Annotated in this window: 12 protein-coding genes; 11 read left to right on the top strand and 1 reads right to left on the bottom strand. The window is 63.4% G+C overall.

Going from position 1 to position 15,813, the window contains the following annotated elements; translation table 11 throughout:
• The first annotated feature begins 55 nt into the window (after window positions 1–55).
• From nuoG to katG, 11 genes are all read left to right on the top strand, one after another.
• The gene (gene nuoG, locus HW932_RS05390; protein WP_176975469.1) at window positions 56–2,455 is read left to right on the top strand and encodes an NADH-quinone oxidoreductase subunit NuoG; all 2,400 of its coding nucleotides are present in this window, start codon (window positions 56–58) and stop codon (window positions 2,453–2,455) included.
• Window positions 2,456–2,462: 7 nt separating this feature from the next.
• Window positions 2,463–3,497 (top strand): NADH-quinone oxidoreductase subunit NuoH, encoded by a 1,035-nt coding sequence (nuoH, locus tag HW932_RS05385; RefSeq protein ID WP_176975468.1) that lies wholly within the window; start codon window positions 2,463–2,465, stop codon window positions 3,495–3,497.
• A gap of 14 nt (window positions 3,498–3,511) precedes the next feature.
• On the top strand, window positions 3,512–4,003 hold the full coding sequence (gene nuoI / locus HW932_RS05380; protein ID WP_012971604.1) for an NADH-quinone oxidoreductase subunit NuoI: 492 nt from the start codon (window positions 3,512–3,514) through the stop codon (window positions 4,001–4,003).
• A gap of 15 nt (window positions 4,004–4,018) precedes the next feature.
• On the top strand, window positions 4,019–4,657 hold the full coding sequence (locus tag HW932_RS05375) for an NADH-quinone oxidoreductase subunit J (protein WP_176975467.1): 639 nt from the start codon (window positions 4,019–4,021) through the stop codon (window positions 4,655–4,657).
• Complete coding sequence (gene nuoK, locus HW932_RS05370) at window positions 4,654–4,959, top strand: NADH-quinone oxidoreductase subunit NuoK (RefSeq protein ID WP_012971602.1); 306 nt, start codon at window positions 4,654–4,656, stop codon at window positions 4,957–4,959. Before HW932_RS05375 ends, nuoK begins: the two co-directional genes overlap by 4 nt.
• A 3-nt stretch (window positions 4,960–4,962) precedes the next feature.
• Window positions 4,963–6,969 (top strand): NADH-quinone oxidoreductase subunit L, encoded by a 2,007-nt coding sequence (nuoL, locus tag HW932_RS05365; protein ID WP_176975466.1) that lies wholly within the window; start codon window positions 4,963–4,965, stop codon window positions 6,967–6,969.
• 27 nt (window positions 6,970–6,996) lie between these two features.
• Window positions 6,997–8,571, top strand: coding sequence for an NADH-quinone oxidoreductase subunit M (locus HW932_RS05360; protein WP_176975465.1), 1,575 nt, complete (start codon window positions 6,997–6,999; stop codon window positions 8,569–8,571).
• A 38-nt stretch (window positions 8,572–8,609) separates the two neighbouring features.
• Entirely contained in the window at window positions 8,610–10,046 is a 1,437-nt protein-coding gene (nuoN, locus tag HW932_RS05355) for an NADH-quinone oxidoreductase subunit NuoN (protein ID WP_176975464.1), read from the top strand.
• 86 nt (window positions 10,047–10,132) lie between these two features.
• Window positions 10,133–11,008: a 4-hydroxy-tetrahydrodipicolinate synthase gene (gene dapA / locus HW932_RS05350; protein WP_176975463.1), complete on the top strand. Its 876-nt coding sequence runs from the start codon at window positions 10,133–10,135 to the stop codon at window positions 11,006–11,008.
• Window positions 11,009–11,055: 47 nt separating this feature from the next.
• Complete coding sequence (gene bamC / locus HW932_RS05345) at window positions 11,056–12,243, top strand: outer membrane protein assembly factor BamC (protein ID WP_176975713.1); 1,188 nt, start codon at window positions 11,056–11,058, stop codon at window positions 12,241–12,243.
• 222 nt (window positions 12,244–12,465) lie between these two features.
• The gene (gene katG, locus HW932_RS05340; RefSeq protein ID WP_176975462.1) at window positions 12,466–14,640 is read left to right on the top strand and encodes a catalase/peroxidase HPI; all 2,175 of its coding nucleotides are present in this window, start codon (window positions 12,466–12,468) and stop codon (window positions 14,638–14,640) included.
• A 126-nt stretch (window positions 14,641–14,766) separates the two neighbouring features.
• Here katG and HW932_RS05335 read toward each other — a convergent pair whose 3' ends face one another.
• The gene (locus HW932_RS05335; RefSeq protein WP_176975461.1) at window positions 14,767–15,384 is read right to left on the bottom strand and encodes a VPLPA-CTERM sorting domain-containing protein; all 618 of its coding nucleotides are present in this window, start codon (window positions 15,382–15,384) and stop codon (window positions 14,767–14,769) included.
• Between the last annotated feature and the right edge of the window lie 429 nt (window positions 15,385–15,813).

Raw genomic sequence — 15,813 nt, 5'->3', positions numbered from 1 at the left:
ACACCGGGCGTGCGTTCTGCGCGTCTGTCCGAAGAAAGCCGATCGAGAGACCTACATGACGGACAAGATCAACATCGAGATCGATGGCCGCGTCTGCGAGGCGGCGCCGGGCGAGATGATCATCGCGGTCGCCGATCGCGAGGGCATTTCGATCCCCCGGTTCTGCTATCACAAAAAGCTGTCCATCGCGGCGAACTGCCGGATGTGCCTGGTCGAGGCCGAGCAGGGGGGGCGTCCCTTCCCCAAGCCGGTGCCGGCCTGCGCGACCCCGGTCGGGGAGGGCCTGAAGGTCTGGACCCGCTCGCCCAAGGCGATCGAGGCCCAGCGCGCCACCATGGAGTTCCTGCTCATCAACCATCCGCTCGACTGCCCGATCTGCGATCAGGGCGGCGAGTGCGAGTTGCAGGACGTGGCCATGGGCTATGGCGGTGATGTCTCGCGCTTCAGCGAGCGCAAGCGCGTGGTGCTGGACGAGGATCTCGGGCCGCTGATCGCCACCGACATGACACGCTGCATCCATTGCACCCGCTGCGTGCGTTTCTGTGCCGAGATCGCCGGTGTGCGTGAGCTGGGCGCGACCGGACGCGGCGAGGACATGCGCATCGGCACCTATATCGCCCACGCGGTCACGCACGAGCTGGCGGGCAACGTCATCGACCTCTGTCCGGTCGGGGCGCTGACCTCCAAGCCCTATCGCTTCACCGCGCGGCCCTGGGAGCTGACCGGACGCGACAGCATCGCGCCGCACGACGGACTCGGCTCCAACCTGCGGCTGCATGTGCGGCGCGGTCAGGTGATGCGCGTGCATCCCAACGACAACGAGGCCGTCAACGAGACTTGGATCTCGGATCGCGACCGCTTCAGCTATGCCGGTCTCAATGGCGCGGATCGTCTGAAGGCGCCGATGGTCAAGCGCGACGGTGAGTGGCATCAGGTCGAGTGGACCGAAGCCCTGACTTATGTCGCCGAGCGGCTCAAGGCGGCGGACAGCGCCGATATGGGCTGGCTGATGGCGCCCAATGCGACGCTGGAAGAACTCTATCTGGCGGCACGGATCGCGCGCGGTCTGGGTTGCGACAACATCGACCATCGTCTGCGTCAACAGGATTTCCGCGCCGATGCCGCCGATCCGCTGTTCCCCTGGCTGGGGCGGCCGGTCGCCGAACTGCCGCGACAGAAGGCGATCCTGCTGATCGGCTCGCACATCCGCCAGGAACAGCCGCTACTCGCGCACCGTATCCGTCAGGCCGCGCTGGACGGGGCTGAGGTGCTGTGCGTCAATCCGCTGGAGCTGGAGCTCAATCATCGCTCGACCCAGATCCTCAGCGCTCCGGCGCGGATGGTTTCAGATCTCGCCGCCATCGCCAAGGCGCTCGAAGCGCGCGGTTCGGGCGTGATGGCTGACCTGATCGGCGCAAGCGAGCCGACCGCCGAGCATGAAGCCTTCGCCCAAGCGCTGAAACAGGCGGACGGGCAGGGCGTGGTGCTGCTCGGTGCGCTGGCCGAAGCCCATCCCGATTACAGTCTGTTCAAAGCACTGGCGGGCGTGATCGCTGAGGCGGCTGGTATTCATCTCGGCTATCTGCCGGCCGCCGCCAACAGCGTCGGCGCGCATCTGGCCGGCGCCCATCCGGCGATCCTGCCCGGCGCACATCCAGCCGAGACGCCCGGACTGGCCGTCGCCGCCATGCTCGACAAGCCGCTCAGTACCCTGGTGCTCTGGGGCTTGGAGCCGGATCGCGACCTGATCGATTCGACTCGCGCCATGTCCGCTTGCGAACAGGCCAAGTTCGTCGTCGCCAGCTCGGCCTTCGATTCGCCGTCACTGCGCGCGTCGGCTGACGTGCTGCTGCCGATCGGCGCCTTCGCCGAGACATCCGGCACCTTCGTCAACGCGAGCGGCACCTGGCAGTCGTTCCAGGGCGCGGTGGCCCCGCCGGGCGAGGCGCGTCCGGGCTGGAAGGTGCTGCGTGTGCTGGGCAACCTGCTGGATCTGTCAGGCTTCGAGTACCGCGACACCGCCGAGGTGCGCGAGGAACTGGCCGCGCTCTGCGCCGAGGCCGCGCCCGACAATACGCCGCGCGCAACCCAGGCCGTCGTCGGTCCGACGCTCACCGCCGAGTCCGGCTTGACGCGCGTCGGCGCCGTGCCCTGTTACTCGCTCGACCCGCTGGTGCGTCGCGCCCCGGCACTCGCCCGGATGCCCGGCGCCGAGTTCGCCGTCCGGCTGCATCCGGATCAGGCCGCCGAACTGGGTCTGGCCGATGGCGACTGTGTGCGCCTCATTCAGGGCGAAGCCCAGGCCGAGACCCATCTGTTCCTGGATGCCCGAGTCGCGGTCGGCGCGGCGCTCATCCCCGCCGCCGTCCCCGGCAGCGAAGGGCTGGGAGCCATGATGGGTCCGGTTGGACTCGAACGTCTCAGCGGCCGCTCGGCCCACGGCGAGAGAGGATGAGGCAGTCATGATCGAAGTGTGGAACAGCCTGCCGGTCTTGATCCAGATCCTGCTCAAGATCGCCGCCATCGTCCTGCCGCTGCTCGGACTGGTGGCCTACTACACCTATGCCGAGCGCAAGGTCATCGGCTACATGCAGGTGCGCATCGGACCCAACCGGGTCGGCTGGCGGGGACTCCTCCAGCCGATCGCCGACGCGGTCAAGCTGCTGATGAAGGAGATCGTCATTCCCACCAAGGCGGACAAGACGCTCTTCCTGCTCGCGCCCATGATCGCCATCGCCCCGGCGCTCGCGGTCTGGGCGGTCTTCCCCTTCGACGAGGGGCTGGTGCTGGCCGACATCAACGCCGGACTGCTCTACATCCTGGCGCTCAGCTCGCTCGGGGTCTACGGCATCATCATCGCCGGCTGGGCCTCGAACTCGAAATATGCCCTGCTCGGCGCCATGCGCTCAGCAGCGCAGATGGTCGCCTATGAAATCGCGATGGGCTTCGCGCTGGTCGGGGTGCTGGTCGCCGCCGGAAGTCTCAATCTGGGTGACATCGTTGCGGCTCAAAAGGGGAGCCTCTTCACCTGGTTCTGGCTGCCGTTGCTGCCGCTGTTCGGGGTCTATCTGATCTCGGGCGTGGCCGAGACCAACCGCGCCCCCTTCGACGTCGCCGAGGGCGAGTCCGAGATCGTTGCCGGTTTCCATGTCGAGTATTCGGGCATGGCGTTCGCGGTCTTCTTCCTCGCCGAATACGCCAACATGGTGCTGATCTCGGCCCTGACCGCGCTCATGTTCCTGGGCGGCTGGCTCTCGCCGCTGCCGGCGGACTGGACGGCGGGCAACTGGCTCCTGGGCGACGGCTTCCACTGGCTGCTCGCCAAGACCTTCGTCTTCATGTTCCTGTTCCTGTGGCTGCGGGCGACCTTCCCGCGCTACCGCTACGACCAGATCATGCGCCTGGGCTGGAAGGTCTTCATTCCGATCACGATCGTCTGGATCCTGGTCGTGGCGCTCGCGGTGGTCTATCGGCTGCCGCCCTGGTGGTCGGCATGATCTGGAGGCCCGAGATGTTGAAAGCCGCGCGCGACTATTTGCATAGCCTGACCCTGTCCGAGCTCTTCAAGGGGCTGTCGGTGACGGGCCGGTACTTCTTCAAGCGCAAGTTCACTGTCCAGTATCCGGAAGAAAAGGCACCGATCTCGCCGCGCTTCCGCGGACTCCATGCCCTGCGCCGCTACCCAAACGGCGAGGAACGCTGCATCGCCTGCAAGCTGTGCGAGGCGGTCTGTCCGGCGCTGGCCATCACCATCGAATGCGAACCGCGCGAAGACGGCTCGCGCCGCACCACGCGCTACGAGATCGATCTGTTCAAGTGCATCTACTGCGGCTTCTGCGAGGAGTCCTGTCCGGTCGATTCGATCGTGGAGACCGGCATCTATGAATACCACTTCGAGACGCGCGGCGAGCACATCCTGACCAAGGACAAGCTGCTCGAGATCGGCGACAAGTACGAAGCCGAGATCGCCGCTGCACGCGCGGCCGACGCGCCCTATCGCTGAGCGGGATGACACCTCATGGCTGAAAAATTCCTCTTCTATGTCTTCGCGCTCATCACGGTCTGGGCGGCGGTGATGGTCATCACGCGCAAGAATCCGGTGCACTCGGTGCTGTTCCTGGTGCTGGCCTTCGTCAGCAGTGCGGCGCTCTGGGTGCTGCTGGAAGCCGAATTCCTCGGCATCGTGCTGATCCTGGTCTATGTCGGCGCGGTGATGGTGCTGTTCCTGTTCGTCGTCATGATGCTCGACATCGATCTGGCGACCATCCGTGCCGGGTTCGTGCAGAACCTGCCGCTGGCGGGGCTGATCGCGGCCGTGATGGCGATCGAGATCCTGCTCATCGTCGGGCCGGGCAATTTCGGACTGGACGCCTTCCCCAAGCCCGAGCCGCTGGGGGCCGAGGTCAGCAATACCCGTGAACTGGGCCTGCTGCTCTATTCGGTCTACATCTATCCGGTCGAGATCGCCGCCGTGATCCTGCTGCTGGCCATCGTCGCCGCCATCCGGCTCACGCTGCGCCGGCGTCCCGACAACAAATATGTCGATCCGGCCAGGCAGGTGCGGGTGCGCAAGGGACCGGACCGGGTGCGGCTGGTCAAGATGGCTGCCGAGGACGTCGCTCCGGTCGCTGCCGCCGAGAATGGAGAGAGCCAATGATCGCGCTGTCGGACTATCTGATCCTCGGCGGGCTGCTGTTCGCCATCGCCGTGGCCGGGATCTTCCTCAACCGCAAGAACCTGATCCTGCTGTTGATGTGCGTCGAGCTGATGCTGCTCGCGGTGAACATGAACTTCGTCGCCTTCTCGCACTTCCTGGGCGACATGACGGGGCAGGTCTTCGTCTTCTTCATCCTCACCGTCGCCGCCGCCGAAGCGGCCATCGGGCTGGCCATCCTGGTGGTGCTGTTCCGCAACCGCCGCACCATCAACGTCGAGGATCTCGACGCGCTCAAGGGTTAAACGATGGAAAACGTCTATCTGACCATTGTGCTCGCGCCGCTGCTCGGCGCTATCGTCGCCGGGTTCTTCGGCGGACGCATCGGACGCAAGGGCGCGCATCGCGCCACCATCGCGGGCGTGGCCGTCTCGGCGGCGCTGTCGCTGTGGGTGCTGGCGCGCTTCATCTGGGGTGAGGCGACGGTCTTCAACGGCCCGGTCTACACCTGGCTGGTCTCGGACGGGATGCATTTCGAGGTCGGCTTCCTGGTCGACAAGCTGACGGCGGTGATGATGGCCACCGTCACCTTCGTCTCGCTCATGGTGCATCTCTACACCATCGGCTACATGGCCGACGACGAACACAACTGGCCGCACGGGGCGCTGTCGGGCAAGAACAGCTATCAGCGCTTCTTCAGCTATATCTCGCTGTTCACCTTCTCGATGCTGATGCTGGTGATGTCGAACAACTTCATGCAGTTGTTCTTCGGCTGGGAGGCGGTGGGTCTGGTGTCGTACCTGCTGATCGGCTTCTGGTCGACGCGCGAGAGTGCGGTGTTCGCCAACCTCAAGGCGTTCCTGGTCAACCGCGTCGGCGACTTCGGCTTCATTCTCGGCATCGCCGCGATCGGCATGTATTTCGGCTCGATGGACTATGCCGAGGTCTTCGCCAAGGCGCCCGAACTGGCCGATACGCAGGTCGCGATCCTCGGCGGCGTGTCGCTGATGACGCTGATCGGCATCCTGCTGTTCATCGGCGCCATGGGCAAATCGGCGCAGGTGCCGCTGCACGTCTGGCTGCCGGACTCGATGGAAGGCCCGACTCCGATCTCGGCGCTGATCCATGCCGCGACCATGGTCACGGCGGGCGTGTTCATGGTGGCGCGCATGTCGCCGCTTTACGAACTCTCCGAGACGGCGCTGAGCTTCATCCTCATCGTCGGCGCGAGCACGGCGTTCTTCATGGGCCTGATCGGTCTGGTGCAGAACGACATCAAGCGCGTGGTCGCCTATTCGACCCTGTCTCAGCTCGGCTACATGGTGACGGCGCTCGGCGCCTCGGCCTATGCGGCGGGCATCTTCCATCTGATGACCCATGCCTTCTTCAAGGCGTTGCTGTTCCTGGCCGCCGGTTCGGTCATCATCGCCATGCACCACAAGCAGGACATCAGCCACATGGGCGGTCTGCGCAAGTACATGCCGATCACCTGGCTGACCGCCCTGATCGGCTCGCTGGCGCTGATCGGCTTCCCCGGCTTCTCGGGCTTCTTCTCCAAGGACGCCATCATCGAGGCGGTCGGGCATTCCGAGCTCTTCGGTTCGGGCTATGCCTCGCTGCTGCTGACGGCGGGCGTCTTCGTCACGGCGCTCTACAGCTTCCGAATGTACTTCTTGGTCTTCCACGGCCGTGAGCGGATGGATGAGCACACCAAGCATCATCTGCACGAGTCGCCCTGGGTGGTGACGGCGCCGCTGGTGCTGCTGGCGATTCCGTCGGTGTTCATCGGCTGGTTTGCCATTGAGCCGATGCTGATCGGTGACTGGTGGACGACCGGCGACTGGAGTCCGATCGTCGTCGCCGCGTCGCATGACACGCTCCAGCCGTTGCGCGAGCACTGGCACGGTCAGGCGGCCTTCGTCGAGCATGGGACGCACGCTTTGCCCTTCTATCTGGCGATGGCGGGTCTGGCGCTGGCGGCGCTCATCTGGTGGGTGCTGCATGCCTGGAATCCGCGTATCGACGAGCTGCTCCAGGTGTTCGGCGGGCCGGTGACGCGCGTGCTCCAGGACAAGTACGGCTTCGACGACTTCAACCAGCGTTTCTTTGCAGGCGGCAGTCGCGATCTGGGGCGCAAGCTCTGGATCACGGGCGACCGTACCGTCATCGACGGCGCCATGGTCAACGGCTCGGCGCGTACCGTCGGGCGGCTGGCGCTGCGCTTCCGGCATCTCCAGACCGGATATCTCTATCACTACGCCATTGCGATGATCGTCGGGCTGGTTGGCCTGTTGACGGTCTTCGTGACGCTCTGACGCCGATTAAGGGAGAAGACTGTAGTCATGAACGCTTTACCCTTACTCACGCTGACCATCTGGCTGCCGATCATCGGCGGTCTGGTGGTGCTGGCGAGCGGCGATCAGGAGAAGACGCTGTCGAAATGGACGGCGCTGGCCTTCGCGGTGCTGACCTTCGTGGTCAGTCTGGGACTGTGGATCGGCTTCGACCCGACCACCGCCGAGATGCAGTTCGTCGAACGCGCGCCCTGGATTCCGACCTTCAACGTCGAATACTTCCTCGGCGTCGATGGGCTGTCGATGCCGCTGATCGTGCTGACGACCTTTATCTCGATCTTCGTCATCATCGCCGGCTGGGAGGTCATCCGCTACAAGCCGAGCCAGTACATGGCCGCCTTCCTGATCATGGAAGGCATCATGGTCGGCGTGTTCTCGGCGCTCGACGCGGTGCTGTTCTATGTGTTCTGGGAGGCGATGCTGATTCCGATGTTCATCATCATCGGGGTCTGGGGCGGGCCGAACCGGGTCTATGCGACCATCAAGTTCTTCATTTACACCTTCCTTGGGTCGGTGTTCATGCTGGTCGCGCTGATCTATATGTACTTCCAGTCGGGCAGTTTCAGCATTCTGGATTTCCATGCGCTGGAACTGGGCATGACGGCGCAGACGCTGATCTTCATCGCCTTCTTCCTGGCGTTTGCGGTCAAGGTGCCGATGTTTCCGGTGCATACCTGGTTGCCGGATGCGCATGTCGAGGCGCCGACCGGCGGTTCGGTGATCCTGGCGGCGATCATGCTCAAGATCGGAGGGTATGGTTTCCTGCGGTTCTCGCTGCCGATCACGCCGGATGCGAGTGCGGATCTGGCTTGGGTCATCATTGCGCTGTCGTTGATCGCGATCGTTTATATCGGTTTCGTGGCGTTGGTGCAGCAGGATATGAAGAAGCTGATTGCTTATTCGTCGATTGCGCACATGGGGTTTGTGACGCTGGGCTTTTTCATCGTCTTTACGATTGCGCTCAATCCGAGCGTGACGGGTGGGGCGGTGATGGGCATCGAGGGCGGCATGGTGCAGATGATCTCGCACGGGTTCATCTCGGGGGCGCTCTTCCTGTGTGTCGGCGTGCTCTATGATCGGGTTCATTCGCGTGAAATCGCCGATTATGGTGGTGTGATCAATACGATGCCCTGGTTTGGGGCGTTCATGGTCTATTTCGCGATGGCGAATGCCGGATTGCCGGGGACCTCGGGGTTTGTCGGCGAGTTCATGGTGATTCTGGCGACCTTCAAGGCGAGTTTCTGGTGGGCGCTGTTGGCGGCGACGACGCTGATTCTGGCGGCGGCTTTTACGCTGTGGATGGTCAAGCGGGTCGTCTTCGGTGAGGTCAAGAACGAGAAGGTCGCGGCTTTGGCCGATTTGGATTTGCGTGAGCGGATCAATCTGGGGGCGCTGGCGGCGGTGGTGCTGCTGTTCGGACTGTGGCCCGCGCCGCTGGTCAATGTCATGCATGTGACGATCGAGAATCTGGTCGAACAGGTTGGCGTCTGCAAGCTGCCTGAGGCGGAGCGCGGGGAGTGTGTTCTAGCCCGGCCCGAGACCGTCGCCAGCGTTGCGCGCTGATCCATCCTGAATAACCGAACAACGGATTTGGAATGCCCATGACATTCGACGCCGCTAATCTGCTCCCCATCCTGCCCGAGATCGCCATCCTCGTGACCGCGAGCGTGGTGCTGATACTGGATCTCTACCTCAAGGACCAGGACAAGGGCCTCAACCACAGCCTGACCCTGCTCGGTCTGGTGATCGCCATCGCGCTGACCGGCCTCGTCGGCGGCGGCGAGGCTCAGGTGTTCTTCGACGGCAACCTGATCCGCGACGCCATGACCGATCTGCTGCGGGGCGCGATCCTCATCGTCAGTATCCTGACCTTCGTCTACGCGCGCCCCTGGCTCCAGGATCGCGGGATGCTGGTCGGCGAGTTCTATGTGCTCGGACTGCTGGCCGTGCTCGGAATGCTGATCATGGTCTCGGCCAATGGCTTCCTGACCCTCTATCTGGGCCTCGAACTCCAGGCGCTCGCCCTCTATGCCCTGGTCGCCTTCGACCGCGATTCCAGCAAGGGCGCCGAGGCCGCGATGAAATACTTCGTGCTCGGCGCACTCGGCTCGGGTCTGCTGCTCTATGGCGTCTCGATGATCTATGGCGCGACCGGCTCGATCGAGTTCGCTCCGGTCGCGGCGGCGGTCGCCGAGCAGGGCATGTCGAACAAAGTGCTGGTATTCGGCATCGCCTTCCTGGTGATCGGCATCGGCTTCAAGTTCGGCGCCGTGCCCTTCCACATGTGGGTGCCTGACGTCTATGAGGGCGGGCCGACCCCGGCCGTGCTGATCCTGAGCAGCGCGCCCAAGATCGCCGCCTTTGCACTGGCGGTGCGGATGCTGGTCGATGGTCTGCACACCTTGCACCCGGACTGGCAGGGGATGCTGATCATCCTGGCCGTACTCTCTATGGGGCTGGGCAATCTGGTCGCCATCGCCCAGTCCAACATCAAGCGGATGCTGGCCTATTCGACCATCTCGCATGTCGGCTTCATCTTCCTCGGGCTGCTGGCCGGCTCCGCGCAGGGCTATGCCGCCGCCATGTTCTACACCATCGTCTATGCCGTGATGTCGGCGGGCGCCTTCGGTATCCTGCTGATCCTGAGCCGTCAGGGCTTCGACGCCGAGCGGCTGGAGGATCTCAAGGGGCTGAACGACCGCGATTCCTGGTACGCGGCCATGATGGCGCTGATCATGTTCTCCATGGCCGGCGTGCCGCCGACGGTCGGCTTCATGGCCAAGCTGCTGGTGCTGGAAGCCGTGGTCCGGATCGATATGGTGTGGCTGGCGCTGGTCGCCGTGTTCTTCTCCATCATCGGCGCCTTCTACTATCTGCGGGTGATCAAGTTCATCTACTTCGACAAGCCCGCCGAGGATACGCCGGCGCTGGTCACGAGCAGCGGAGTGCGCTTCGCCATGTCGCTCAACGGGCTGGCACTGCTGGCGCTGGGACTCTTCCCCGCCGCGCTGCTCTCGGTCTGCCAGGCCGCGTTCTAGCGTTCGGTGGCGGCGGTTGTATCCGACAAGCCGCGCAAGCTACTATGTCGCCTTATTTTTAGGCATTGCTTGAGTGGAGTTGGAGCATGTTTCGCGGCAGCATCGTGGCACTCGTCACGCCCATGCACGCCGATGGGGAGATCGATGACGCGAGCCTGCAACGACTCGTCGATTTCCATGTCGCGCAGGGCACCTCGGCCATCGTCTCGGTCGGCACCACGGGCGAGTCGGCCACGCTCGACGAGGATGAACATTGCGCCGTCATCCGGCGCACGGTCGAACTGGCCGCCGGGCGCCTTCCGGTCATCGCCGGCACAGGCGCCAATTCGACCCGCGAGGCGATCACGCTCACGCGCTGCGCCCGCGAGGCCGGGGCCGATGCCGCGTTACTGGTGACGCCCTACTACAACAAGCCCACCCAGCAGGGACTCTATCTGCACCACAAGGCTGTCGCCGAAGCGGTCGACATCCCGCAGATCCTCTACAACGTCCCCGGCCGCACCGCCTGCGACATGCTCCCCGAGACCGTCGCCCGGCTCGCCGAGATCGACAATATCATCGGAGTCAAAGAGGCCACCGGCGATCTGGCGCGCGTCGAGCGTCTGCGCGCCGACTGCGGCCCGGACTTCGCGCTCTACAGCGGCGACGACGCCACCGCGCGCGAGTTCATGCTGCACGGCGGCGACGGCGTCATCTCGGTGACGGCCAATGTCGCGCCGCGCCTGATGCAGGCCATGTGCGAGGCCGCGCTCGCCGGCGATCGCGAACGCGCCGAGTCGATCGATGCCCAGCTCGCGGCCCTCCATCGCGACCTCTTCGTCCAGTCCAATCCGATTCCGGTCAAGTGGGCCGTCGCCGAGATGGGACTCTGCCATCCCGGTATCCGCCTGCCGCTGACCTGGCTGACCGAGGAGTGCGAGCCGCGCGTGCGTCAGGCCATGGTCCAGGCCGGACTGCTGTGACGCCTGTAACCCGACCAAACGATTTCCAGGTTGAGAGGTTCTTGACTGTGAGACCAGGTTTCAAGCGCGTCTTGGCGCTCGTTCTCTTCATGCCGCTGCTGACGCTGGCGGGTTGCAGTATGAGCAAGATCCAGGACAACCTGCCCGATCAGCGTCTCGTCTACAAAAAACAGCGCGAGGCGTCCGAGAATCTCGAGATCCCGCCGGATCTGACCTCCGGCAGCTTCGACGACGCGCTCGACATTCCGGGCGGCGTCGAACAGCCGACGACCTTCTCTGAATATGCCGGCAGCCGCGAGCAACGCCAGCGGGTCGCCAGTCGTGGCGACGTCCTGCCCGAGGTCCAAAACGTCGAACTCAAGCGGCGCGGCAATGAGCGCTGGCTCGAGGTCCAGGCGACGCCTCAGGCCGTCTGGCCGCGACTCATCGCCTTCTGGCGCGAGCAGGGCATCCTGCTGACCGAGCAGAATCCGACGCTCGGCGTGATGCGCACCGACTGGCTCGACAACCGCGCCGAGATCCGCAAGGACTTCGTCACGCGCATGGTGAGCAAGGTCGCCGAGGGTATCTATTCGACCTCGACGCGCGATCAGTACAGTCTGCGCATCGAGGACGGCGTCAGGTCGGGCACCACCGACATCCGCCTGTCCCATCGCGGCATGGCCGAGCGTCTGGTCACGGACGGCATCGGCGACAACAGCCGCACCATCTGGGAGCCGAGCGGCTCCGACAGCGAGAAGGAAGCTGAGATGCTGCGGCGTCTCATGGTCTATCTGGGCGCCTCTCAGTCCAGGGCGGCGGGGTCGGGGACCGAGGTCGCCGCCACCGCCGGTCAGCCCGTCGGCGCCAACACGCGCCTGGCCGTCGCGGGCGGCGTGCCCGTCATCCTGATTCCGCAGGAGTTCCGTTCTGCGTGGCGGCTGACCGGAACCGCGCTCGACCGCGCCGGTTTCGCCGTCGAGGATCGCGACCAGACTCAGGGCGTCTACTATGTCCGCTATGCCGGTCGCAGCGGTCCGGATGGCGGTCCGCCACCCGACGGCAAGAAGCCCGGCTTCATGTCGCGCATGGCCTTCTGGCGCAAGGACGAGGTCGACAGCGTCAAGCAGTATCAAATCAAGGTCAGCGGCAACGAGACCGAATCGCGCGTGACCGTGCTCGCCGCTGACGGCACGCCTGACCCCAGTCCGAACAGTCAGCGTATCCTGGGTCTGCTCCAGGAACAGATGCGCTGAGTCGAGGCCCGCTGTGCCGACGGCCCGCGCGTGCAGGCGGGCTGTCGAGTCTCTCGAATGGCGGAGGCAATCGATTGGTCTACCTCGATAGATGCCATCAATTCACGAGATCCGACTAAACGATTGGCCTCCGGCCCTGTCTATCCTTATCCTCATCCCAGGCTCGACGATGCGTCGAGACCAACGTACTTCACGTCAACGAAGGCACGAATGGAGAGAGCGATGGACAAGAACACAACGACGACGGCGGGCCAATGCCCGGTGATGCACGGCGGTAACACGGCGGCCGGATCCTCGAACATGGACTGGTGGCCGAAGGCGCTCAATCTCGACATCCTGCATCAGCACGACACCAAGACCAATCCGCTTGACCCGGACTTCGACTATCGCGAGGCGGTCAAGACGCTCGACTTCGACGCCGTCAAGCAAGACCTGCACGCCCTGATGACGGACAGCCAGGACTGGTGGCCGGCCGACTGGGGGCATTACGGCGGTCTCATGATCCGCATGGCCTGGCACGCCGCCGGCACCTATCGCATCGCCGATGGGCGCGGCGGCGCGAGCACCGGCAATCAACGCTTCGCCCCGATCAACTCCTGGCCCGACAACGTCAACCTGGACAAGGCGCGCCGGTTGCTGTGGCCGATCAAGCGCAAATACGGCAACGCGCTCAGTTGGGCCGATCTCATCGTGCTGGCCGGCACCGTGGCCTATGAGTCGATGGGGCTCAAGACCTTTGGGTTCGCCTTCGGACGCGAGGACATCTGGCATCCGGAGAAAGACACCTATTGGGGGTCGGAGAAGGAGTGGCTCGCCCCGAGCGACAACCCCAACAGCCGCTATTCCGGCGAGCGCGATCTCGACAATCCGCTGGCGGCGGTGATGATGGGCCTGATCTACGTCAACCCCGAGGGCGTCGACGGCCAGCCCGATCCGCTCAAGACCGCCCGTGACGTGCGTGTGACCTTTGCGCGCATGGCGATGAACGACGAGGAGACCGTCGCCCTGACCGCCGGCGGCCACACGGTCGGCAAGTGTCACGGCAATGGTGACGCCAAGTTGCTGGGACCGGACCCGGAGGGCGCCGATGTCGAGGATCAGGGGCTGGGCTGGCTCAACAAGACCACGCGCGGCATCGGTCGCGACGCTGTTACCAGCGGCATCGAGGGTGCCTGGACCACGCATCCGACGCGCTGGGACAACGGCTATTTCCATCTGCTGCTCAACTATGAGTGGGAGCTGAAGAAGAGTCCGGCCGGGGCCTGGCAGTGGGAGCCGATCGACATCAAGGAGGAGGACAAGCCGGTCGATGTCGAGGATCCGTCGATCCGTCTCAATCCGATCATGACCGACGCCGATATGGCGATGAAGATGGATCCGGCGTATCGCAAGATCTCGGAGCGGTTCTATCAGGATCCCGAGTATTTTGCTGAGACCTTCGCGCGGGCCTGGTTCAAGCTGACGCATCGCGATCTGGGGCCGAAGACGCGCTATATCGGTCCGGATGCGCCGCAGGAGGATCTGATCTGGCAGGATCCGGTGCCGGCTGGCCGGGCGGATTATGATGTGGCGGCGGTCAAGGCGCGGATCGCGGCCAGTGGGCTGAGTGTCGCCGACATGGTGGCGACGGCCTGGGACAGCGCGCGAACCTTCCGGGGGTCGGACAAGCGGGGTGGGGCCAATGGGGCGCGTCTCCGGCTGGCGCCGCAGAAGGACTGGGAGGGTAATGAGCCGGCGCGGTTGGCGCGGGTGCTGAGCGTGCTCGAACCCATCGCGGCTGAGACCGGGGCCAGTGTGGCCGATGTGATCGTGCTGGCGGGGAGCGTCGGGATCGAGCAGGCGGCCAAGGCGGCTGGGTTCGACGTTGAGGTGCCTTTTGCGCCAGGGCGCGGCGATGCCACGGACGAGATGACGGATGTGGAGTCGTTCGAGGTGCTGGAGCCGCTGCACGATGGCTATCGCAACTGGCTCAAGCGTGACTATGTCGTCAGTGCCGAGGAGCTGTTGCTCGACCGCACGCAGTTGATGGGGTTGACGGCGCCTGAGATGACGGTGCTGGTGGGTGGAATGCGTGTTTTGGGCGCCAATCATGGCGGCAGCAAGCATGGTGTCTTCACCGACCGTGAGGGGGCGTTGACGAATGACTTCTTCGTCAATCTGACCGACATGGCCTATCGCTGGGCGCCGACCGCCGGAAACCTCTATGAGATCCGTGATCGCAAGAGCGGGGCGGTTCGGTGGACGGCGACGCGGGTGGATCTGGTGTTCGGCTCCAACTCGATCCTGCGTGCCTATGCCGAGGTCTATGCTCAGGACGACAATAAGGAGAAGTTCGTGCGCGACTTCGTGGCGGCCTGGGTCAAGGTGATGAACGCCGATCGGTTCGATCTGGGTTGAGTGTTGCCAGACGTCCCGGATGGAGCCGGGCGTGGGCTGAAACGTGACAGGGTCGCTGTTGGGCGGCCCTGTTTGCGTTGGTCTGAGGGTTTGAGACGGCTCGCGACTGGAGCCGCTCAGGTGGGCTTAGCTCCGGCGGCGATAGCCGATGCCGGCGAGTCCGATCAGGGCCGAACCAAAGAGGTAGGCGGCGGCTGGGAGAGGAACGGATGGCGCTTTGTCGCTAAAATCACCTTGGCCATTTATTTGAATGGCTTTGAATCGGATGACTAGATTAGTAAAGTCTTCCGAAACGTATGTGTCCATGCCGCTCAAATTAAATGTAAAGGTTTGAGAATGCCCAATAGCAATTCCGCTATTTGGGTTGCCGCCACCTAGCCAGTCAGCGTTTAAAGCCGCGCCGAAATCGTAGCCGGTATAAGGCGCAGTGTTCAGCTCTGCATCGCCAAACCCTCCTTCTGGCACATACTCCCATGGAGCACCAGGGGAAACCAAGCTGGCGCCGCTTACGTCCTCGGGCGCATCAATAGCGATACCTGTAATGAAGCCGGAAGTGATGTTGCCGCCCATGGTATTTTTAACCGTGACTGTCAGCACTCCACCCAAATAATCCACAGTTCCTTCTGCTTTGCCATAACCCTCTTGGCCAACAGCCATAAATGTTGCTGCCTGAACAACTGCAGCTCCAAGTAACAGTGCTACGCCGCTAAAGAGGCGCAGCGAGTTTGTGATTGACGTCTTCATGGTATCCTCCTAGCTCTTTTGCTGGATTCAAAAGACTCAATCCTGTTCATTCGTCATCCTTCACGCATAATTTTGGCCATCGTTGCGGTTTACACAATTGTTTATATTTCAGGCACAATACGTGAGAAGATGTTGTTTGATCGTTGGCAGGGGGTTTATCTTTATGGAAAACAAAGGGTTGCGATCGAGATAGATCTCAAGGTAATGCAGATGGACAGGGGAAGCATGAGCTTTGAGCTAAAAATCTATAAAAATCAAATGCTTGGCGCAAAAGCGCAAGGCAACACATCGCTGCTTGTATTGAGAGGCGCGTCACACAATAAGAAAAGGGCGTGTTCTAAAATGTCACGTAAAAGTGACATACAACCTGTGTTATGTCTACACTTCTGTATCAGGGCAGTCGCATCGGCGTTGGGGTAGCGGTGAAGC

Origin of the sequence: Allochromatium humboldtianum, assembly GCF_013385175.1 — a bacterium.
Lineage (GTDB): Bacteria > Pseudomonadota > Gammaproteobacteria > Chromatiales > Chromatiaceae > Thermochromatium > Thermochromatium humboldtianum.
This window is presented reverse-complemented; position numbering and strand designations above follow the sequence as displayed.